This is a genomic window from Pseudomonas sp. AKS31 (assembly GCF_023634765.1).
Classification (GTDB): domain Bacteria; phylum Pseudomonadota; class Gammaproteobacteria; order Pseudomonadales; family Pseudomonadaceae; genus Aquipseudomonas.
Genome location: NZ_JAMLFX010000001.1, coordinates 154,650 through 176,342, shown reverse-complemented (window position 1 = coordinate 176,342; position 21,693 = coordinate 154,650). Strand labels below are relative to the sequence as shown.

Here is a 21,693-nt window from a genome sequence, read left to right as displayed (position 1 = left end):
GCTGCGATCTTTTGCTTCTGTATCACGCCCATCAATCATCCTGTTCAGCCTTTATCCGCACGCCTAGACTCGGCCCAACCCCAATTTCAGGTAGGCCGCCATGTCCGAGACGCTGCTCAGTTCCCGCAATCTGGCTTTCGAGCTGTATGAAGTCCTTGATGCCGAGGGCCTGACCCGGCGTGAGCGCTTTGCCGAGCACAACCGCGAGACCTTCGACGCCGCCATTGGCACCGCGCGCAGCATCGCCGAGAAGTACTTCGCGCCGCACAACCGCAAGGGCGACGAGAACGAGCCGCGCTACGAGGACGGTAAGGCGATTCTGATTCCTGAAGTGAAACCGGCGGTGGATGCCTTCCTTGAGGCCGGGTTCCTCAACGCCGCGAGAGGTTTCGACGCCGGCGGTATGCAATTGCCTACACTGCTGTCCCAAGCCTGTTTTGCGCATTTCCAGTCGGCCAATGCTGCGTCGACCTCGTATCCGTTCCTGACCATGGGCGCGGCGAACCTGATCGAGAGTTTCGGCACTGACGAGCAGAAACAGCGCTTCCTGCAGCCCATGATCGACGGCCGTTTCTTCGGCACCATGGCGCTGACCGAACCCCACGCCGGTTCATCGCTGTCGGATATTCGTACCCGCGCCGAGCTTGCGCCGGACGGCACCTTTCGCCTGAAGGGCAACAAGATCTTCATTTCCGGCGGCGATCACCCGCTCTCGGAAAACATCGTGCACATGGTGCTGGCCAAGCTGCCGGACGCGCCGCCGGGGGTCAAAGGCATCTCGCTGTTTATCGTGCCGAAGTTTCTGGTCAACGATGACGGCAGTCTCGGTCAGCGTAATGACGTGCTGCTGGCCGGACTTTTCCACAAGATGGGCTGGCGCGGCACCACTTCGACGGCGCTGAACTTCGGCGATAACGGCGAGTGCGTCGGTTATCTGGTGGGCAAGCCGCATCACGGCCTGAGCTACATGTTCCAGATGATGAACGAGGCGCGGATCGGCGTCGGCATGGGCGCAGTGATGCTCGGTTATGCCGGTTACCTGTATTCGCTGGAATACGCCCGCGAACGCCCGCAAGGCCGGGTACCGGATAGCAAAGACCCGACCACCGCGCCGGTTGCGATCATTCAACACGCCGACGTCAGACGTATGCTGTTGACGCAGAAATCCTACGTCGAGGGGGCATTTGACCTCGGCTTGTATGCCGCTCGCCTGTTCGATGACACCACTACGCTTGAAAGCGAAGCCGAGCGTAAACAGGCGCATGAGCTGTTGGACTTGCTGACGCCGATCGTCAAATCCTGGCCATCGGAGTTCTGCCTCAAGGCCAACGAACTGGCGATCCAGATCCTCGGCGGCCACGGTTACACCCGCGAATATCCCGTAGAGCAGTATTACCGCGACAACCGTTTGAACCCGATCCACGAAGGCACCCACGGCATTCAGTCGCTGGACCTGCTCGGGCGCAAACTGGCACAGAACGGTGGCGCGGGGCTCAAGCAACTGATTCGTCTGATCGCCACCACTGCCGAACGCGCAATGGCATACGAATCGCTGACCGCGTTGCGTGAGCCTTTAGAGCAACTGGTGGCGCGCCTGCAAACGGTGACCATCGGTTTGTTGACTGATCTGGGGCAAGGCAAGGTCAATAGCAGCCTGGCGAACTCGGCGTTGTACCTGAAGGTATTCGGCCACACAGTGATTGGCTGGCGCTGGCTGGAGCAGGCGATTCGTGCCGAGGAAGGGTTGCTGAAAGGTAATGCGGCGGATGTCGACTTCTACAAGGGCAAGTTGCAGGCGGCGCGGTACTTTCTGACGTGGGAGGTGCCGGGTTGCCACCATGAACTGGCATTGCTGGAGGCGCGGGATGATACGTGCCTGGCGATGCAGGATGCGTGGTTCTGATTTACGCGCCTTCACCCACACAAAACACATTCTTGGACTTTCCACACCTGTCATGTTTGACAGGTGTGGAAATGAGTTCTGCACGATAGGCTGGTTTGGCCAGACATTTATTAGCAGTTTGCCCGGCAAGTTCGGACTTAACGTCCTCTTCTTACCCTACAAAAGAGCGAACGCCATGGACAGCCAGACTGCCGACCAAACCATCAAACTTGCCGGACTGGTAACGCGAGACTATTGCGTCCTTGCCTCCATTTCGCAATTTGGATCACGAAACGGCACGGTCTGGACTAACCAAGACTCCTCGGTTTCCACCGTGACCAGCAAAAATCACCATCGTCTTTCTGATGAGCGATCGCAGATCAGCATCACCACATCGCCGGATAATTCATCGCCGGCTGTCGAAACAACGGCAGCAGCAATGTTCGAGATCATCATGGCGGAGGACCGTTATGAGACGGTCAATCGCGTAGCTTACAAAGATTACACGTTCATAGGTGTCACTCAGGTGCGAGCAGTAGTGTATGGCGGCGCAGACGCGAAATTGCTGATTGATCCTAACGTCGTTCTGAGCGCAGAAGAGTTTGTTTTTTCGGCAAGAGTCAATGACGTAGTAAAAGATCCCACTGCAGAGCGCGTTACGGAAAAGCGTTACATCAAAAAAGGGGAAAATCTCTACCAGGCCATGGTTATCACTTCGCGCTCGAGTTATATCAGCAAGCAGGATTTCAATAGAGACGATATGTTCAGAACACTGGCAGCTGGCGACACTTACCACGAAGACCAGCAGGTGTGGACTGTGCGAGAGAAGCGAGTGTTTTATCTGGAGACAATTGGTGGCATCGATTTCTATGGGCGAGAAATCCTGCTGTTCTGAATGGCGAAACTAAAGTGAAACCGACGCGCCTTCGAGGCGCGTCGGGTCTGTACCAGAGTCAGAGTCACTCATTTCAATCGGAAGCCCCCCATCTGCCGCGCCAGATCATCCGCCAACCGCTGCAACATCTGACAATCCTCGCGACACGCCCGAACCTCCCCTGCTGTGGCCCGCGCCAGGTCGGAAATCCCCTGCACATTGCGATTGATCTCCTCCGTCACCGCTGACTGTTCCTCGGTCGCCGTCGCCACCTGATGGTTCATATCGCTAATGCGCTCGACCTGTCCGGTAATCGCGGTCAGTGACGCCCCGGTGCGCTGGCTCGATTCAACGCCAGTCCCGGTCGCGGCCTGACCGGTGCGCATCGACGACACCGCGTTTTCCGCACCTTGTTTGAGGCTGCCGATCATCTGCTGAATCTCGTCAGTGGATGCCTGCGTTCTGCGCGCCAACGTTCGAACTTCATCCGCCACAACAGCAAAGCCTCGTCCCATATCACCGGCGCGCGCAGCCTCGATAGCCGCGTTCAACGCCAATAGGTTGGTTTGCTCAGACACACCACGGATGACCGCTAACACCGAATCAATCGACGCCACTTGGTGCGCCAGTTCCCCCACCGCCCCCGCCGCAACGCCAATCTCATCGGACATGCTCTCAATATGCCGAATCGAGCCGCCGACCACTTCCCGCGCCTGCATCGCTTCATCTCGCGCGGTTTGCGAGGCCAACGCTGCATTACCAGCGTTCTGCGCGATCTCCTGTACCGTCAGGCCCATCTCGTGAACCGCAGTCGCGACCATGTCGGTCATTTCCTGCTGACGGCCAGAGCGTTCAGCGGTGTTCTCCACCACTTTCGCCACCTGCCCCACGGCCGTGCGCAGACGTTCGCTGGTGGTCAGCACTTCGCCGATCATCCCGCGCTGACTGTCGAGGAAGCGGTTGAAGCCTCGGGCAAGGTCGCCCAGCTCATCAGCGCGGCTGGAATCTAACCGGTGGGTCAAATCTCCACCACCGCTACCGATTGCTACCAGTGCGGCTGTTACTTGGCGAATCGGCCGGACCAAACCTTGCGCCAGCCACACCACCAAAGCCAGGCACACCAGTGCCACCGCAAGGCCGATGCCGCCACTCAACCACATGGCTTTGCGCGCCTCGGCATAGATCTGCGACTGTGGCACTTCAGCCACCAACGTCCAGCCCAAATCACGCAATGGCAGACTGAAGGCTAGGAAGTCTTCGCCATCCCTCTGGAAGCTGCTGCTGATCGCCGCTTTCTGGCCCATGACGGCCTGCGCTGCATTGGCGCCGATCTGCTCGCTCAAGGTGCGTTTACCGCTGAACTGCGCCTCGGGATGCACCTGAATCAAACCGTCGGAACGCACGAGATAGACCTTGCCGCGCTCGCCAAAGCTGAAGTTGTGAATCAGCTCCGACAGCTCTTTCATGCTCAAACCGAGCCCAGCCACACCGACCACTTTACCGGCCTGCTCGACCTTCAAATCGATGAACAGGGCCAGCTCTCCGGTGGCGCCGTCATTGTCGATGTTCAAGGTGCGCGGCTGACTGCTGTCGAGGAAGGAATAGAACCACGCGTCGGCCGGTTTGGCACGACTGAGGGTGCGATCAAGGCCTTTTTCGGTGATGTAATGATTGGATTCGGTGCCGATGATCAAAGCGGTAAAGGCTTTATGTTCGGCTCGGATGCCTTCCAGATACTGCGCGAAGCCAGCAGTTTTGCTGCTGTCCTCACCCGAGGCCAGCCAGTCGCGGACCATCGTGTTGCTGGCAATATCCTTGGCCGCCGTCAGCGGTTGCACGAGGATCCGTTCGATGTCGTTGCGCGTCGCTTCGATGCTCGACGGCAGGGCTTGTTCGACCAGATAGCTCTGGGCGAGGCGGTTGACCACCAGGGTATAAATGCCAACCACGATCAGGATGCTGACCAGCAGGGCGGTGCCCATACTGAGAATCAGCTGCCATTGGATACTGCGTCGCCACAACTGCATGGAGCACCCCCAAAGAATAAGAGGCTGAAACACTGCAACTGCTATGCCGACTGTATACAAAAAACACAAAAAACAGAGACAACCATGAATGCAATGAATTGCGAGCAGCAAGAAGCGGGCCGCTTTCATGGGGAGAACACTGTCAACTCTGACAGGTTACAGGCCACAACATGTGGCATAGATTGCAGTTTCCCTGTCTGTGCCCAAGCATTCGCTTCACAGACTCATGCTGTACTAGCAGGAGAAAGATAATGGCTGATACAAGTCCAGCGGAAAGCTTTGTACAGACAATGTCTGACAACGATACGTTTGTGAAATCAGCGCAGATCGGCGACTTTGTCGACGGATCCAGCATGCAATCGATGATCACCCGAAAACACTTTACCGAAGTCATGGTTTTCCCCGTAATCCATTACAAAGCTACGATCACCACGTTCTCAGGCGCGACGTTCAGTACAACTCAGCCGATCGCAGGATCAGAATATGTAAACCTGCTTTCGCGCGGAGATGAAGTGACGATCAACGAGACGACCTACAGGGTCTCCCACGGAGAGTTCAAAAAGCAAACCAACGGAGAGTGGTCGAGGAAGATCTACTGGCAACCAGTGACTAAAACTCAATAAACACAGAGCCGTTCGATTATTAGCGCCTCGAAGTACCGAGGCGCTGCAAAACGCGCATCAACCCTGGTTGATGGTCTTGGCGATGGTGTCGACCGTGGCGCTGACTTGCTCTTGGTAACGGTCGAGTTCTTCCTGGTGCTGCTTCTTCATTTCGATCTGCTGCGAGCACAGATTCATCGCCGCCAGTACCAGCAAGCGGTCACCGATCAATGTCGGGTATTTGCGCTTGGTGTCGTCCAGCGCTGCCTTGAGCATCATGGCCGCGTCCAGCAGGGTCTGTTCTTCCCCGGCCGGTGCCTTGATCGAATAGTCCTCCCCGAGAATGGAGACGACTTTTACCCCTGCTGTGTGGTGGTTCATGCGCTGACAGGACCTGCGTTGACGCGATCAACCAGGGCTTGAATGCGTGCAGCGGTGGCGCCGTGCTTTTCTTCCTGCTCCATCAGGTTCAGTTGCAGGCTTTCGTTTTCATCCTTGGCCTGGGCCAGTTCCGTGGACAGGGTCTGGTTGGTTTGCGCGAGGGTCTGGTTCTGTTGCACCAGGTCGCTGACGAGCTGTTCCAATTGGCTGAGGGATGCTTCCAACATTTTGATCTTCCAAGCGTTTTTCAAAGGGCGCGTACGATAAAGAAAAGTCATCACGGATGCCAGGGTTAAACCGGCGCAAAGCCTTGATTTTCCTGGTGGCCGACCGTTCTCGCGAGTTTTAAAGACTGTGATCTGCCGATCTGGTTCCTGCACTTCGTCGCCCAGGCCCTTATGCGACAAATCCGCACACTGCCTCAAGACTTTAGTCGTATGACCGATAAGTCATCCATACAGCAGTCTCAGCCCGCATGGATGCGGCCCTCTCTTGGTATCCGCCCCATGTCCCTTCGCAATATGAACATCGCCCCACGGGCGTTTACCGGCTTCGCCCTGATCGGCGGCCTGATGCTGATTCTCGGCGTGTTTGCGCTGAATCAGATGAGCAAAATCCGCGCAGCGGGCGAAGACATCGCTACTGAAAGCGTGCCGTCGATCAAGGCCCTCGATGAATTCACGCAATTGACGCTGCGCCTGCGGGTGCTGTCGTATCGATTGCTGATCAACCGCGAACCGGACGTGCAGCAAAAAACCATCGAGCTTTTTGAATTGCGCAATCGGCAGATTGCCGACGCCCAGCGTGCCTACGAACCGTTGATCGACGGCCCGCAGGAGCGTGCAGCCTACGACCAGTACGTGCAGCTCCTGGGTCAATACCGTCAACTCGAAGACCGGATGAAAACCCTGTCGCGCAACAATCAGATCGATGAACTGCGGCAGATGCTCAACTCGGACTTGCTGAGCAATTCGGAAGCGGTGAACACCGCCCTGGCGCGTTTGCTGGAGATCAACACTCAGCAAATCGCCGAGACCGATCAAGGCGCCAAAGATCAGTATTCGATGTCGTTCGATCTGGTGGTCACCTTGCTGGTGATCGCCACTGGGCTGACGTTGCTCTTCGCCTGGCTGCTGACGGTGAGCATCACCAAACCGATTTCCAAAGCACTGGACGCTGCGGAAACCATCGCCGAAGGCAACCTGACCCAGCCGATCCACGTTGACGGTGAAGACGAGGCCGGGCGCCTGCTGGCAGCCATGGCCAAGATGCAATCGAAGCTGCGCGACACCCTGCAGCGGATTTCCGGTTCGGCCACTCAGTTGGCTTCGGCGGCTGAAGAACTGAACAGCGTCACCGACGAAAGTGCGCGTGGCCTGACTCAGCAGAACAACGAAATCGAACAAGCGGCCACAGCGGTCAACGAAATGACCAGCGCCGTGGAAGAAGTCGCGCGCAACGCCGTGAGCACTTCGGAAGCCTCGAAGAACGCCACGACTTCGGCCGGTGACGGTCGTGATCTGGTCCAGGAAACTGTCAGCGCCATCGAACGCATGAGCGCCGACGTGCAGAGCACTGCCAGCCTTATTGGTGATCTGGCCAACGAATCCCGTGACATCGGCAAGGTGCTCGACGTGATTCGAGGTCTGGCTGATCAGACTAACCTGCTGGCACTGAACGCGGCGATTGAAGCGGCGCGAGCCGGTGAAGCCGGGCGTGGTTTTGCCGTGGTGGCCGATGAAGTGCGTGCCCTGGCGCACCGCACGCAGCAGTCGACCAGCGAGATCGAGCGGATGATCGGCAGCATCCAGAGCGGCACCGAACACGCCGTGGATTCGATGCGCAACAGCACCGAGCGTGCCGAGTCGACGCTGAACATTGCGCGCGGTGCCGGCATGTCGCTGGACACCATCAACACCGCCATCGTCGAAATCAACGAGCGCAACCTGGTGATCGCCAGCGCCGCCGAAGAGCAGGCGCAGGTGGCGCGGGAAGTGGATCGCAATCTGGTGAATATTCGTGATTTGTCGGTGCAATCGGCGACTGGGGCGAATCAGACCAGTGCAGCGAGCAATGAGCTATCACGCCTGGCGCTGGATCTGAACAACATGGTTGGGCGGTTCAGCCTCTAAGATCAAAGGCTACCCCCTCACCCCAACCCTCTCCCCCAAGGGGGCGAGGGGGAAGGGAGCAGATCTTCATGCATTTCTAAGTCTGAGTTCGACTCCGGACTTTCAGGTCCGCGTACCTCGCACAAACACCACGATCAGTCCCCTCTCCCTCCGGGAGAGGGCTAGGGTGAGGGCAGCAATCGCCAGCCGAACCCAAACCTCGAATCCCTCAGCGTAAAAACCTTTTTGACAGCATCACATTTCAACAGGTTAGAATCGCTGGCACGCAGACTGCATGGTCAGTTTGTGCCCGTCTTTACGCTTCTGGAGTACTGCCTTTGAATGCGACGACCATCAACAGCCTGTTCTTGATCGGCGCGTTGCTGGTAGGTGCAAGCATTCTCGTCAGCTCACTCTCCTCCCGTCTCGGCATTCCGATTCTGGTCATTATTCTCGCGGTCGGCATGGCCGCCGGGGTCGATGGCGGCGGGATCATTTTCGATAACTACCCGACGGCCTATCTGGTCGGCAACCTCGCACTGGCGGTGATTCTCCTTGACGGCGGCTTGCGCACGCGGGTGTCGAGTTTCCGTGTCGCATTATGGCCGGCACTGTCGCTGGCCACGGTCGGGGTGTTGATCACCACCGGGCTGACCGGCATGGCTGCGGCGTGGCTGTTTGACCTTAATCTGATTCAAGGCCTGCTAATCGGTGCCATCGTTGGCTCAACCGACGCCGCAGCGGTGTTCTCGTTGCTTGGCGGCAAAGGCCTCAACGAACGGGTGACCGCCAGCCTGGAAATCGAATCCGGCAGCAACGACCCGATGGCCGTGTTTCTCACCGTCACCCTGATCGATATGCTCGCCAGCGGCCAGACCGGTCTGCACTGGAGCCTGCTGACCCATCTGATCCGCGAGTTCGGCATCGGTGGCGTGATCGGCCTCGGCGGCGGCTGGCTGATGCTGCAACTGGTCAACCGCATCAATCTGGCGGCGGGCCTGTATCCGATTCTGGTAATCGCCGGCGGCCTGGTGGTGTTCGCGCTGACCAACGCCTTGCATGGCAGCGGCTTCCTCGCGGTCTATCTGTGCGGTCTGGTGATCGGCAACCGTCCGGTGCGCAGCCGCCACGGCATTCTGCACATGCTCGACGGCATGGCGTGGCTGGCGCAGATCGGCATGTTCCTTGTGCTGGGGTTGCTGGTGACGCCGCATGATCTGCTGCCAATCGCCCTGCCCGCCCTCGGTCTGGCACTGTGGATGATTCTGTTTGCGCGGCCGTTGTCGGTGATCGTCGGCCTGCTGCCGTTCAAAGCATTCCATGGCCGTGAGAAAGCGTTTATTTCCTGGGTCGGCCTGCGCGGCGCGGTGCCGATCATTCTCGCGGTGTTCCCGCTGATGGCCGGGCTGCCGAATGCGCAGCTGTACTTCAATCTCGCGTTTTTCATCGTGCTGGTGTCACTGCTGGTGCAGGGTACGAGCCTGCCGTGGGTGGCCAAGCTGTTGAAGGTGACGGTTCCGCCGGAGCCCGCGCCGATCTCGCGCTCCGCGCTCGAGGTGCACATTACCAGCGAGTGGGAGTTGTTCGTTTACAAGCTCGGCGCCGAAAAATGGTGCATCGGTTCGCCCCTGCGCGAGCTGAAAATGCCCGAAGGCACGCGCATCGCGGCCCTGTTTCGTGGCCAGCAATTGCTCCATCCGTCGGGTAGTACGGTGCTGGAAGTCGATGATTTGCTATGTGTTATCGGCCATGAACACAACCTCGGCGCCCTCGGAAAACTGTTCAGCCAGGCGCCGCAACGCGGCCTCGATCTGCGTTTCTTCGGTGACTTTGTGCTCGAAGGAGACGCCCAGCTTAAAGCGGTTGCCGCACTCTATGGCCTGCCGGCCGAGGGTATCGATCCGGACATGACCCTGGGCGCGTTCATTGCCCACAAGGTCGGCGGTGCGCCGATCGTCGGCGACCAGGTGGAGTGGAACAACACCCACTGGACGGTTGCGGTCATGGACGGGAACAAGATCGGCAAAGTGGGCGTCAGATTCCCCGAAGGAAGTCGCCCGGGCCCCGGGCTCTTCCTCTAAACTGCGTCCACTCTCACTTGCTTGACCGGTCACTATGCCTACCCTGCGCTCCTTTTTCGCCGCGGCCCTGCTGGGCCTGAGTCTCACTGTCGGCCCGCTGTACGCCGCCGAACCACCGTCCAGCGACGCCGTGCAGGCCAGCCTGGACAAACTCGCCGACAGCAAACTGCCGGATGCCGATAAAAAGAGCCTGCAGACCGTCCTGCAGAACACGCTCAATCAGCTGAACAACCAGCGTGATTACGAACAGAAGCTGATCGACCTCAAGCAGCAACTGGCGACCGCGCCGAAGCAGACGATTGAAAACACCCGCGAACTGACGCGCCTCAAGGCCACGCCCGTGGTGCCGGTGGCGCAGCGTTTTCCCAAGGAGTCGATCCAGCAGCTGGAGCAGATCCTCACCGATCGCTCGACTCAGCAAAGTGACCTGCAAAAAGCCCTGGCCGACGCCAACAGCCTGATCATCACCGCGCAGACGCGTCCGGAGCGCGCTCAGGCAGAGATTTCCGCCAGCCAGACGCGCATTCAGCAGATCAACAACATCCTCAAATCCGGCAAGGACGCGGGTAAAACAGTCACCGCCGAGCAGCGCGACCAGTTGAATGCCGAGTTGGCGGCGCTGAATGCGCTGATCCCGCTGCGTCGCCAGGAATTGGCCGGCAACAGTCAGCTGCAGGATCTGGGCAACGCTCAGCATGACTTGCTCTCGGAAAAATCCGACCGCCTCGACCGCGAGATCCAGGAACTGCAAACCCTGATCAACCAGAAGCGTCTGGCGCAGTCGCAGGAAACCGTGACGCAGCAATCGATTGAAGCGCAGAAGGCCGGTAGCAGCAGCCTGCTGGCCATCGAAAGCACGGCGAACCTCAAGCTCTCCGACTACCTGCTGAAAAGCACTGACCGCCTCAACGAAGTCACCCAGCAGAATCTGCAGACCAAACAACAGCTCGACAGCCTGACCCAAAGCGATTCAGCGCTGGATGAGCAGATCAGCGTGCTCAAGGGCAGCCTGCTGCTGTCGAAGATTCTCTATAAACAGAAACAAGCCCTGCCACGGCTCAAGGTCGACCGCGATCTGGCGGACCAGATCGCCGACATTCGCCTGTGGCAATTCGACGTCAGCCAACAGCGTGAGCAACTGAGTAATCCGGCCGCCTATGTCGACAACCTGCTGGCCACTCAGCCGCCGGAGCAGGTCACCCCGCAATTGCGCAAAAACCTGCTGGATCTGGCCAACACCCGCGCCGATCTGCTGGAGCGGTTGAACCGCGAACTGAGCGCCATGCTCAACGAGTCGATCACGCTGCAACTCAACCAGAAACAACTGCTGAGCACCGCGCAAAGCCTGCGCGCGACCCTTGATGAGCAAATGTTCTGGATTCCGAGCAACAAGCCGCTGGACCTGGAGTGGATGCGCGCAGTGCCGGAGCGCCTGAAGCGTCAGGTCGACACCCTGCCATGGGCCTCCAGTCTCAGCGAGCTGACCGACGGCCTGACCCAGCGGCCGTTGCTGTTCCTGCCACTGGCGCTGTTGATCGGCGCGCTGCTGTGGCGACGCAAGAATCTGTACGCGCGGCTGAACAAGGTTCACCAGGACATCGGTCACTTCAAACGCGACAGCCAATGGCACACCCCGCAGGCGATCCTGATCAATATCCTGCTGGCGATGCCGGTGGCGCTGGGCCTGGCGCTGTGCGGTCTGGCGTTGCAGATCGACGCCCGTGGGCAGAACGCCAACATGGGCGCCGCACTGCTGCAAATGGGTCAGGCGTGGCTGGTGTTCTACACCGCTTACCGAATCCTGGCCCCGGGCGGCGTGGCTGAACTGCACTTCCGCTGGGAAAAGCCGCAGGTCGAGTTCCTGCAAGGCTGGATCCGTCGACTGGGTCTGGTGGTCATGGCGTTGGTGACCATTGTTGCCGTAGCCGAACTGCAACCGGCCGCACTCGCCGACGATGTGCTCGGCATGCCGGTGGTGCTGACCTGCTATGCCCTGATGGCCTGGCTGCTCAGCCGCCTGTTGATCAGCAGCCCGGCCCACGAAAACACCTCGCTGTTCCGCAAAGCCGTCGGTGTGATGTTCACTTTGCTGCCAATCGCCCTGTTTGTGGCGGTGTGCTTCGGCTACTACTACACCGCGCTGAAACTCAGCGATCGTCTGATCAATACCCTGTACCTGCTGATGTTCTGGCTAGTGATCGAAGCCACCTTCGTGCGCGGTCTGAGCGTTGCCGCCCGGCGTCTGGCCTACCAGCGCGCCCTGGCCAAGCGTCAGGCGGCGAAAGAGGCTGGCGACGGCGAAGCGGTGATCGAAGAGCCGACGCTGGACATCGAAAAGGTCAACGAACAGTCCCTGCGCCTGATCCGCCTGGCCCTGCTTGGCGGTTTCATTGCCGCGCTGTACTGGGTCTGGTCCGATCTTATTTCGGTGTTCTCGTACCTCGACAACATCACCCTCTACGAATACACCAGCGGCACCGGCGCCAACATGAGCATGGTGCCGATCAGCATCGGCGACATGCTCGGCGCGCTGATCATCATCGGCATTACCTTCGCCCTCGCGCGCAACTTGCCCGGCCTGCTCGAAGTGTTTGTGCTGTCCAAGCTCAATCTGGCTCAGGGCAGCGCTTACGCGACCACGACGTTGCTGTCGTATGTGATCGCCGGCGTCGGTTTCGTCTCGACCCTGTCGACCCTCGGCGTGAGTTGGGACAAGTTGCAATGGCTGGTGGCGGCGCTGTCCGTCGGCCTCGGTTTCGGTATGCAGGAGATCTTTGCGAACTTCATCTCCGGCATCATGATCCTCTTCGAACGTCCGGTGCGGATCGGTGACACCATCACCATCGGCAACCTGTCGGGCACGGTGAGCAAGATCCGCATTCGCGCCACGACCATCACCGACTTCGACCGCAAGGACATCATTGTCCCGAACAAGACGTTCATCACCGGGCAATTGATCAACTGGTCGCTGACCGACACCATCACCCGCGTCACGCTGAAACTCGGCGTCGACTACGGCTCCGATCTGGATCTGGTCAAGGAACTGCTGCTCAAGGCTGCCCGGGAAAACCCGCGCGTACTCAAAGAGCCGGAGCCGCACGTGTACTTCCTCAACTTCGGCGAAAGCACCCTCGACCACGAGTTGCGCATGCACGTGCGTGACCTCGGCGACCGTAACCCGGTGCTGGATGAGGTCAACCGCTTCATCAACCGCGAGTTCAAGAAGCAGCACATCAACATCTCGTTCCGCCAGATGGAGGTTTATCTGAAGAACCTTCACGGTCAGGAATACAAGATGGTGCCGATCGAGCCGGAAACGAAAACCATCGTGCCGATTGCCGACGATCAGAAACCGTTGCAAGAGCCGCCGCCGGCCAAACTCGACTAACCGGTCTAATCCCAGCAGAATGCTCGGACATTCTGCTGGAGCCGGCCCTTGAAAGCCCTCGACGAACTGACCTTCGACAATCGCTTCGCCCGCCTGGGCGACGCGTTCTCCGCCCACGTGCTGCCCGAGCCGATCGACCATCCGCGTCTGGTCGTGGCGAGTCCGGCGGCGCTGGCCTTGCTGGATCTCGACCCGGCGAGCGCCGAAACCGGGGAATTTGCCGAACTGTTTGGCGGCCACAAGCTGTGGGCCGATGCCGAGCCGCGGGCGATGGTCTATTCCGGGCATCAGTTCGGCGGCTACACGCCGCAACTGGGCGACGGTCGTGGCTTGTTGCTGGGCGAGGTGTACAACGCCGCCGGCGAGCATTGGGACCTGCATCTGAAAGGCGCCGGGCAGACGCCGTTTTCACGTATGGGCGACGGCCGTGCGGTGCTGCGTTCGTCGATCCGAGAGTTCCTTGCTTCCGAGGCGCTATACGCGCTGAACATCCCTTCATCACGCGCAGCGTGCGTGATCGGTTCCGACACCCCGGTCTGGCGTGAAAAACAGGAACGTGCGGCGATGGTGTTACGGCTGGCGCCGAGCCATATCCGCTTCGGCCACTTCGAATACTTCTATTACACCAAGCGTCCCGAGCAGCAAAAGCAGCTCGGCGAGCACGTGTTGGCGATGCACTTCCCTGAATGTCTGGAACAGCCGGAACCGTATCTGGCGATGTTCCGTGAGATCGTCGAGCGCAACGCCGAACTGATCGCCAAGTGGCAGGCCTATGGCTTCTGCCACGGCGTGATGAACACCGACAATATGTCGATCCTTGGCATCACCTTCGACTTCGGCCCGTTCGCCTTCCTTGACGATTTCGATGCCAACTTCATCTGCAACCACTCGGATGATCAGGGTCGCTACTCGTTCAGCAATCAGGTGCCGGTGGGCCAGTGGAACCTCAGTGCATTGGCTCAAGCGTTGACGCCGTTCATCAGCGTCGAAGCCCTGCGCGAAACCCTCGGCTTGTACTTGCCACTGTTCCAGGCGCACTACCTCGACCTGATGCGCCGCCGCTTCGGCTTCACCACGGCCGAGGACGACGACCAGAAGCTGCTGGAGGACCTGCTGCAACTGATGCAAAACAGCGGCGTCGACTACACGCTGTTCTTCCGCCGACTCGGCGAAGAATCAGCTGAGCAAGCCGTTGCCCGTTTGCGCGACGATTTCGTCGACATCAAGGGCTTTGATGCCTGGGGCGAACGCTACGTTGCCCGGGTTGCCCGCGATGCCGACGCTGATCAGGCACAGCGCCGAGCGCGGATGCATGCAGTCAATCCGCTGTACATCCTGCGCAATTATCTGGCGCAAAAGGCTATCGATGCGGCTGAGCAAGGGGATTACTCGGAAGTACGCCGGCTGCATGGGGTGCTGAGCAAGCCGTTTGAAGAGCAGCCGGGGATGGAGGCTTATGCCGAGCGACCGCCGGAGTGGGGCAAGCATTTGGAGATCAGTTGTTCTTCCTGAGGCGTTTCAGCTTAGCGGATCGATTGCACTGATTACACGGTCGACAATGTCAGACATTGTCACGTCATCCAGTCGCTCGATGAATTTGGCCGTGCCGTCTCGTACCCGTTGTTCGATGTCAAAACTCCGAACCTGATTACACACCGCTACACCATTGGTTTCGTGGCCAGTAATGGCCACCGCCAAACCCAAATTCCGGCTGAAATTCCCACCGCTAGTAACAGGCACCGTCATGCTCACGCCCAATGCGTTGATCTCTCTGGGCGTAATCACCACAAAGCGATGTCTGTTCATCATCTCCCGCCCCGCCACTGGGTTCGGATCAATCCAGTAAACGTCACCCCGCTGAGGGGGCTGTCGGCGCACCATCAACCCAGCTCCCGGCCGACAGAATCACCTTCAAGAGTCTCGCTAGTCTGGGCGTTAAGTTTCTGCAGTTCTTCTGCGCCTTCGAGTAGCTCTGACAAGCTATAACGCTTACGCGTAGCGGCTACGGCTGGACGAGCAATCAGTTCGCCATCGACCACATTCAGCTCTAGCTGTGCGCCAACCTCCAGATGCAACAACTTTAAAAGCGTGGGCGGAATCGTAATGACGGCAGCGCCGCCTTGGCGGCGTATCTTGGAAGTTACGGACATTATGTCGCTCCGATTTGATGCATAGGAATCATCGATTCCTGGATTAGTGCAACAAAAGTAGCACGCAGATAAAGACAAAGCGATCTCCTCACGACAAGCGTAAAACGCCGAATTGGCCTTCAGACTAGCCATCGATCCCGGAACGGTTTTGAGAAAAATGTGAGCAGTTGCGACATTGATAAGTTGGCAGATCGACTCCAAATCGGTTCTATAGACTGCCTATCAGAGAACCAATCATGACCAGCCCACTCCTCATCCCCTGCCCCTCCTGCAACGGCCTCAACCGCATCCCGGCCGAGCGCCTCGCAGATCAGCCAAAATGCGGTCGCTGCAAATCCGCCGTGCTGCTGAGCAAGCCGTTCGAACTCAAGCAAGGCGATTACGCCAGCCAGATCAAGGGTGATCTGCCGCTGCTGGTGGACGTGTGGGCGGACTGGTGTGGGCCGTGCAAGTCGTTTGCGCCGGTGTTCGAGCAAGCGGCGGCGCAACTGGCGGGCAAGTGCCGCTTGGCCAAGCTTGATAGCGAGGCCAATCAGCAGTTGTCGGCGCAGTTGGGGATTCGCTCGATTCCGAGTCTGATTCTGTTCAAGAACGGCAAGGAAGTGGCACGGCAGAGTGGTGCGTTGCCGTTGCCGCAGTTGATGGCGTGGCTGCGTAGCCAGGGGATCTGACTCAACACAAATCCAATTGTGGGAGCGAGCCTGCTCGCGAAGGCGTCCGGTCAGTCAACTGTGATGTTGAATGTACTGGCCTCTTCGCGAGCAGGCTCGCTCCCACAGGGGTTAATGGATAGCTCAGAAGATCAGTGATCTTCGAGCAAGTTGTGCAGTTCGACGAATTGCTGGGTCAGCTTGTGACGCGGGTCGAGGTGGATCAGCGGCATGCTGGCCTGGTGCGATTCGCGCATGCGCACTGAACTGCTCAGGTACACCGGCAGCACCGGCAGACCTTCGGCAATCAGCTCATCGAGAATCTGTTGCGGCAGGCTCGCGCGGGCCTGGAACTGGTTGACCACGATGCCTTCGACTTCCAGGCCTTCGTTGTGGTCGTCCTTCAGCTCTTCGATTTCCGCGATCAGGCCGTACAGCGCCTGCCGGGAAAAGCTGTCGCAATCGAAAGGGATCAGCACGCGATCGGCAGCAATCAACGCCGATACCGCGTAGAAGTTCAGCGCCGGCGGCGTATCGAGGTAGATCCGGTCGTAATCCTCGGACAGCTCATCAAGCAACTTACGCAGCTTGTTGATCTTGTGTTTGGCCTCAAGCTTGGGCTGCAAGTCAGCCAGCTCGGCCGTTGCGGTGATGATGTGCAGGTTGTCGAACGGGGTTTCGTAGATGTCCGCCTGATTCTTTTTCGAGAACGGCCCTGAAGACAGAGTCTGTTTGAAGAAGTCGGCAATACCCATCGGGATGTCGTCGCCGGTGAGCCCGGTCAGATACTGAGTGGAGTTGGCCTGGGCATCGAGGTCGACCAACAGCGTGCGATAACCCTCGCTGGCGCTGACCGCCGCCAGATTGCAGGCAATGCTGGACTTGCCTACGCCACCTTTCTGATTGAACACCACGCGCCGCATGACAAAACCTCCGTGTATCAAAGAATGACCGAGTGTAGATGCGCGCGACCTCGCTTCGCTACCTTCATGGACATGGACTACAGAGTCGGGTGCAAATATCTGCGGACAGATAGCGCAATAACCGCCAATGATCGCCGAGATCCCCGACAGACAAGCCGCTGACAATCTGGATAATGGCCAAGTGACAGTTTTCTTGCGAACCACTCGGTACATTTCGTTGCGCAAAATGTAACCAGCATTTGCTACACACTCGTCGCACCGGGATAATGCGCGCCACCCGGCGCCAAGCGCCACGTCAAGCCTGCTGCGGCTTTGGCGATTCAACGCGTCAACAAAAGCCTGCAGGGGCGGGATGAATATCCGTGATCAACTTCAACATCGCCCAATGGCGCGCGTGGGCCCCTGGCCTCGACAGCGTGGATGCCTGGCAGGCCTGGAGCCGACAACCGGTCGTACTCCAGCGCAGTGATGCCGCACCCGATGTGTCGTTTTTACCGGCCATGCAGCGCCGCCGCCTCAGCCGGCTGGCACGCATGGCGTTCAGCGTAGCCTGGCCCCTGGCCGACGGGCGGGACAACCTGCCGCTGGTATTCGTCTCGCGCCACGGTGAAACCCCGCGCACTTACGACATCCTCAGTGATCTGGCGACCGAACAGCCGCTGTCGCCGACCCAGTTCAGCCTGTCCGTGCACAACGCGATCATCGGTCTGTGGTCGATCATGCGTGGCGAAACCAGCGAAATGACCGCCCTCGCCGCGGCCGGCGACGGCCTTGAGCACGGCATGCTCGAAGCGGCGGCGCTGCTCAATGAAGGCGCCCCGGCGGTGCTGCTGGTCATTACCGAAGAACAACCGCCCGAAGCCTATTCGGCGTGGATCGATGACGTGCCGTTTCCCTACGCGCTCGGGCTTTTGCTCACCCCCGGTACCGACTGGCGGCTGACCCTGAACAGCGCCCCGGAAACACGGTCAAAAGCGCACTGGCCCCACGCGCTCAATCTGTTGCAAACCCTGCTCGGCCAGCAAACCCATTGCCAACATGCCTGGAAAAATCGTGTATGGACCTGGCAACGCAACCCGTGACTGAAAAAAACCGCGATGCCTATTACTGGCGCCTGCTGGCCACCGCCGCAAGCTTCGCCCTGTTCGGGCTAGGCGGGCTGTGCCTGCGTGTGCTGGTGTTTCCGCTGTTGGCTTGCCTGCCCGGTGACGCCGTTGTGCATCGCCAACGCGCGCGGCAGACCGTCAGTCGGCTGTTCTGGTTTTTCGTGCGGTTCATGGCCCGCACCGGCGTGCTGACCTATGACATTCAGGGCGCCGAACGCTTGGGGCGACCCGGGCAGATGATCATCGCCAACCACCCATCGCTGATCGACGTGGTGTTCCTCATCGGTCTGGTGCGTCAGGCCAATTGCGTGGTGAAGAAAAGTCTGTGGGAAAACCCCTTCACCCGTGGCCCGCTGCGCCGCACCGAATACATCAGTAACGACGGCAGCATGGACATGCTCGATGCCGCCGCGCAGTCCCTGCAAAACGGCCAGACCCTGATCATTTTCCCGGAAGGCACGCGCACCCAGCCCGGTCAGGCGCCGGCCTTTCATCGGGGCGCTGCGGCGATTGCCCTGCGCGGTGCGAAAATCCTCACGCCGGTGATCATCAAGGTCAGCCCGACCACATTGACCAAAGCCGAACCCTGGTACCGGATCCCCAGCCGCCGCGTGCACTTCAGTTTTCGCGTGGGAGCCGATATAGATCCACAGTCTTTTGCCGCGCAGGGGCCTGCCCCGCAAGCCTCGCGCAAGCTCAACGATTATTTGCACACCTACTTCATTAAGGAGCTCGCCGAAGATGAGCGATCTGAACACCCCTAGCCTGGTGCGTGACATCAAACTGCTGATCATCGACGCCCTTGGCCTCGAAGACATCAGCGCCGACGACATCGGCGACGACCAGACGCTGTTTGGCGAAGGCCTGGGTCTGGATTCCGTCGACGCGCTGGAACTGGGTCTGGCCATCCAGAAAAAATATGGCATCAAGATCGATGCCGACGCCAAAGACACCCGTAACCATTTCACCAACGTGGCCAGCCTTGCGGCGTTCGTCACGGCAAAACAGGCAGCTTGAGACCGGACCATGCAAACTCGTGACGATATTTTCAACACCCTGCGCGATGCCTTGGTCGAGCTGTTCGAACTGGATCCGGCCCGTGTGAGCCTGGAGTCCAATCTGTATCAGGATCTGGAAATCGACAGCATCGACGCGGTCGATCTGATCGATCACATCAAACGCCAGACCGGCAAGAAAATCGCCGCCGAAGAATTCAAATCGGTGCGCACTGTCGGCGACGTGGTCGAGGCGGTCTACCGTCTGGTTCAACCGGCCGCATGAGCCGATTGATCGGCCTGGGCCTGCTGCTGGCCGGTCTGCTGTACCCCTTTGCGGTGTATTTCGGCATGGAGCACTTTGCCCCGTGGCAGTTTGGTCTGCTGCTGGGCAGCCTGTGGCTGGCGCGGGCGCTGACCGGTGAGCGCAAGCCCGGCAGCCTGTGGATGGCCGGCGTGGCCATTGTGTTCTGCCTGCTGCTGGCGCTGTTCGACAGCCCGCTGTTGCTGCGCTGGTACCCGGTGCTGATCAGCGGATTCATGCTTGTGCTGTTCAGCCTGAGCCTGAAATTCGGGCCACCGATGGTCGAGCGCCTGGCGCGGTTGCGTGAGCCAGAGCTACCGGACATCGCGATTCGCTACACGCGCAAGGTCACCGTGGCCTGGAGCGTGTTTTTCTTCTGCAACGGTTTGTGCGCTGCCCTGCTGACCCTGTGGGCGCCGCTGAATTGGTGGATGTTGTACACCGGCCTGATCTCCTATGGATTGATCGGCCTGATGTTTGCCATTGAATGGCTGATACGACAACGGGTAAGAGGCCGTACATGAACTGGATAAAACTTGAGCAGCTGTTGCTCAAGCCTGAGCCGACGCGGGCCATCAGCCACGTACCGGCGCTCGAACATGCGCAACTGTGCGAGCAGGCGCTGAGCGTTGCCGCCGGCCTGCAAGCTCGAGGCGTGAAACGCCTGGCTGTGCACCTGGAAGATGCCGCCGAACTGGCCATCGCTTTGCTGGGTGCATGGCGTGCAGGCGTGAGTGTTCTGCTGCCCTCGGACCTGCAAGCGCAAACCCGCCAGCGCTGGTCGGCTGAAGTCGATCTGTGGCTGACGGATCAAGCCGATGACGCGCAACTGAGCGACGTTCAGCAGCCGCCGCTGCCCGGTGCCGAACTGGATCTCGACAAGTGCCGTCTGAGCCTGTGCACGTCCGGCTCCAGCGGCGAGCCCAAGCGCATCGACAAGTCCCTGCGCCAACTGACCAACGAGGTCGAAGCGCTTGAGCAATTGTGGGGCGCGGATCTCGGCGAGTCCTGCATCATCGGCAGCGTCGCCACACAGCATATCTACGGTTTGCTGTTTCGCGTGCTGTGGCCGCTGTGTGCCGGGCGCCCGTTTGTACGCAAGCAACTGGCGTTCCCCGAAGACTTGCAGCGCGCCAGCCGCGAACATCCAGCCTTTGCCTGGGTGGCCAGCCCGGCATTGCTCAAGCGCATGGGCGACAATCTCGACTGGCCGGCCCTGAGTGCCGTGCGCCGGGTGTTTTCTTCCGGTGGCGCGTTACCGCTCGAAGCTGCGCAAAGCCTGCAGCAACGCTTGCAGCAATGGCCGACGGAAATCCTCGGCAGCTCGGAAACCGGCGGTATCGCCTGGCGTCAGGGCGAACAACTGTGGCAACCGTTCGCCGGTGTTGAATTGAGCCAGGACAGCGAAGGCGCCCTGCTGATCGCTTCACCTTACCTGCCCGCCGGGCACGTCGAGCACAGCGCCGACGCCGCGCGTATCGCCGCCGATGGCCGTTTCGAATTGCTCGGACGGCTGGACCGGATCGTCAAACTGGAAGAAAAACGCATCTCGCTGCCCATGCTTGAGCAAGCCTTGGTTGCCCACGACTGGGTCGCCGAAGCGCGCTTGGGCGTGGTCCAGGAAAACCGCGCTTCCCTCGGTGCGTTGCTGGTGCTCAGCGAGGACGGCCTGTTTGCCTTGCGTGAACACGGCCGTCGCAGTCTGACCGAAACCCTGCGCCAGCATTTGCGCCACCACTGTGAAGCCTTGGCCCTGCCCCGCCGCTGGCGGCTGGTGCGGCAATTGCCATTGAACAGCCAAGGCAAACTGCCGCAGGCCGATATCGAAGCGCTGCTGATGGCGCCGCGACCGAAAGCGCCCGAAGTGCTGGAACAAGTCGAAACCTCTGGCGAATGGAGCCTGCAACTGAGCGTGCCTCCGGATCTGGCTTATTTCAGTGGTCACTTCCCTAAAGCCCCGGTATTGCCCGGCGTGGTGCAGGTGGAATGGGCACTGAACCTCGGTCGCCAATTGCTCAATCTGACTGGCCCGTTTGCCGGCATGGAAGTGCTGAAATTCCAGCAACTGGTGCGGCCTGGGGATGAAATTCAACTGCACCTGCGCTTTGATCCTGAGCGCGGCAAATTGTACTTCGCTTATCGCAATGACACGGCGACCTGTTCCAGTGGGCGGATTCTTTTGGGTGTAGAGCATGGCTGACCTTGGTGAGTGCTGCGCA

The 21,693-nt window shown here is 59.4% G+C and carries 20 protein-coding genes and 1 pseudogene; 15 read left to right on the top strand and 6 right to left on the bottom strand.

From position 1 onward, the window contains the following. Positions 1 to 100 precede the first annotated feature (100 nt). A complete protein-coding gene (locus M9827_RS00795) occupies positions 101 to 1,903 on the top strand; it encodes an acyl-CoA dehydrogenase (protein WP_250602873.1) in 1,803 nt (600 codons plus the stop codon). Continuing rightward, positions 1,890 to 2,777: a hypothetical protein gene (locus M9827_RS00790; protein ID WP_250602872.1), complete on the top strand. Its 888-nt coding sequence runs from the start codon at positions 1,890 to 1,892 to the stop codon at positions 2,775 to 2,777. The genes M9827_RS00795 and M9827_RS00790 overlap by 14 nt, the downstream gene beginning before the upstream one ends. 68 nt (positions 2,778 to 2,845) lie before the next feature. Here M9827_RS00790 and M9827_RS00785 read toward each other — a convergent pair whose 3' ends face one another. Further along, positions 2,846 to 4,783 (bottom strand): methyl-accepting chemotaxis protein, encoded by a 1,938-nt coding sequence (locus tag M9827_RS00785; RefSeq protein ID WP_250602871.1) that lies wholly within the window; start codon positions 4,781 to 4,783, stop codon positions 2,846 to 2,848. A 251-nt stretch (positions 4,784 to 5,034) separates the two neighbouring features. Between M9827_RS00785 and M9827_RS00780 the strand changes: the two genes are divergently transcribed. After that, entirely contained in the window at positions 5,035 to 5,406 is a 372-nt protein-coding gene (locus M9827_RS00780; protein WP_250602870.1) for a hypothetical protein, read from the top strand. Positions 5,407 to 5,463: 57 nt separating this feature from the next. On the opposite strand, the gene M9827_RS00775 is transcribed toward M9827_RS00780, so the two are convergent. Beyond that, positions 5,464 to 5,766, bottom strand: coding sequence for a cell division protein ZapA (locus M9827_RS00775; protein ID WP_016987569.1), 303 nt, complete (start codon positions 5,764 to 5,766; stop codon positions 5,464 to 5,466). Continuing rightward, on the bottom strand, positions 5,763 to 5,993 hold the full coding sequence (locus M9827_RS00770) for a hypothetical protein (protein ID WP_007909525.1): 231 nt from the start codon (positions 5,991 to 5,993) through the stop codon (positions 5,763 to 5,765). Before M9827_RS00770 ends, M9827_RS00775 begins: the two co-directional genes overlap by 4 nt. A 171-nt stretch (positions 5,994 to 6,164) precedes the next feature. Between M9827_RS00770 and M9827_RS27915 the strand changes: the two are divergent. The 5 genes and pseudogenes from M9827_RS27915 to selO all read left to right on the top strand — a co-directional run. Next, positions 6,165 to 6,995, top strand: a pseudogene (locus M9827_RS27915) (MCP four helix bundle domain-containing protein); the annotation flags it as partial. A 30-nt stretch (positions 6,996 to 7,025) separates the two neighbouring features. Further along, complete coding sequence (locus M9827_RS27910; protein ID WP_371042268.1) at positions 7,026 to 7,898, top strand: methyl-accepting chemotaxis protein; 873 nt, start codon at positions 7,026 to 7,028, stop codon at positions 7,896 to 7,898. Positions 7,899 to 8,215: 317 nt separating this feature from the next. Then, complete coding sequence (locus tag M9827_RS00760; RefSeq protein ID WP_250602868.1) at positions 8,216 to 9,958, top strand: potassium/proton antiporter; 1,743 nt, start codon at positions 8,216 to 8,218, stop codon at positions 9,956 to 9,958. A gap of 34 nt (positions 9,959 to 9,992) precedes the next feature. Then, positions 9,993 to 13,346, top strand: coding sequence for a mechanosensitive channel MscK (mscK, locus tag M9827_RS00755; RefSeq protein WP_250602867.1), 3,354 nt, complete (start codon positions 9,993 to 9,995; stop codon positions 13,344 to 13,346). A 48-nt stretch (positions 13,347 to 13,394) separates the two neighbouring features. Continuing rightward, positions 13,395 to 14,858: a protein adenylyltransferase SelO gene (gene selO / locus M9827_RS00750; protein WP_250602866.1), complete on the top strand. Its 1,464-nt coding sequence runs from the start codon at positions 13,395 to 13,397 to the stop codon at positions 14,856 to 14,858. 6 nt (positions 14,859 to 14,864) lie between these two features. Here the strand turns inward: selO and mazF are convergent, their stop codons facing one another. Beyond that, positions 14,865 to 15,227 carry a type II toxin-antitoxin system toxin MazF gene (mazF, locus tag M9827_RS00745; RefSeq protein WP_077570482.1) on the bottom strand — a complete coding sequence of 121 codons (363 nt, stop codon included), beginning with the start codon at positions 15,225 to 15,227 and terminating at the stop codon, positions 14,865 to 14,867. Beyond that, positions 15,227 to 15,496, bottom strand: a complete 270-nt coding sequence (mazE, locus tag M9827_RS00740; protein WP_008077592.1) for a type II toxin-antitoxin system antitoxin MazE — start codon at positions 15,494 to 15,496, stop codon at positions 15,227 to 15,229. The genes mazF and mazE overlap by 1 nt, the downstream gene beginning before the upstream one ends. A 236-nt stretch (positions 15,497 to 15,732) precedes the next feature. Here mazE and trxC point away from each other — a divergent pair, with 236 nt between their 5' ends. Next, complete coding sequence (gene trxC, locus M9827_RS00735; RefSeq protein WP_250602865.1) at positions 15,733 to 16,167, top strand: thioredoxin TrxC; 435 nt, start codon at positions 15,733 to 15,735, stop codon at positions 16,165 to 16,167. A 131-nt stretch (positions 16,168 to 16,298) separates the two neighbouring features. Here trxC and M9827_RS00730 read toward each other — a convergent pair whose 3' ends face one another. Next, positions 16,299 to 17,069 carry a ParA family protein gene (locus tag M9827_RS00730; protein WP_016772022.1) on the bottom strand — a complete coding sequence of 257 codons (771 nt, stop codon included), beginning with the start codon at positions 17,067 to 17,069 and terminating at the stop codon, positions 16,299 to 16,301. 356 nt (positions 17,070 to 17,425) lie between these two features. On the opposite strand from M9827_RS00730, the gene M9827_RS00725 reads away from it, so the two are divergent. The 6 genes from M9827_RS00725 to M9827_RS00700 are packed head-to-tail and all read left to right on the top strand — an operon-like array spanning position 17,426 to position 21,674. After that, entirely contained in the window at positions 17,426 to 18,151 is a 726-nt protein-coding gene (locus tag M9827_RS00725; protein WP_250604192.1) for a beta-ketoacyl synthase chain length factor, read from the top strand. Continuing rightward, positions 18,127 to 18,939, top strand: a complete 813-nt coding sequence (locus tag M9827_RS00720) for a lysophospholipid acyltransferase family protein (RefSeq protein WP_250602864.1) — start codon at positions 18,127 to 18,129, stop codon at positions 18,937 to 18,939. The genes M9827_RS00725 and M9827_RS00720 overlap by 25 nt, the downstream gene beginning before the upstream one ends. Beyond that, positions 18,917 to 19,192 carry a phosphopantetheine-binding protein gene (locus M9827_RS00715; RefSeq protein ID WP_250602863.1) on the top strand — a complete coding sequence of 92 codons (276 nt, stop codon included), beginning with the start codon at positions 18,917 to 18,919 and terminating at the stop codon, positions 19,190 to 19,192. Before M9827_RS00720 ends, M9827_RS00715 begins: the two co-directional genes overlap by 23 nt. Before the next feature lie 9 nt (positions 19,193 to 19,201). Further along, the gene (locus M9827_RS00710) at positions 19,202 to 19,456 is read left to right on the top strand and encodes an acyl carrier protein (protein ID WP_007909503.1); all 255 of its coding nucleotides are present in this window, start codon (positions 19,202 to 19,204) and stop codon (positions 19,454 to 19,456) included. After that, positions 19,453 to 19,998 (top strand): COG4648 family protein, encoded by a 546-nt coding sequence (locus tag M9827_RS00705; RefSeq protein WP_007909501.1) that lies wholly within the window; start codon positions 19,453 to 19,455, stop codon positions 19,996 to 19,998. The genes M9827_RS00710 and M9827_RS00705 overlap by 4 nt, the downstream gene beginning before the upstream one ends. Beyond that, positions 19,995 to 21,674 carry an acyl-CoA synthetase family protein gene (locus M9827_RS00700; protein ID WP_250602862.1) on the top strand — a complete coding sequence of 560 codons (1,680 nt, stop codon included), beginning with the start codon at positions 19,995 to 19,997 and terminating at the stop codon, positions 21,672 to 21,674. Before M9827_RS00705 ends, M9827_RS00700 begins: the two co-directional genes overlap by 4 nt. Positions 21,675 to 21,693: the final 19 nt, after the last annotated feature.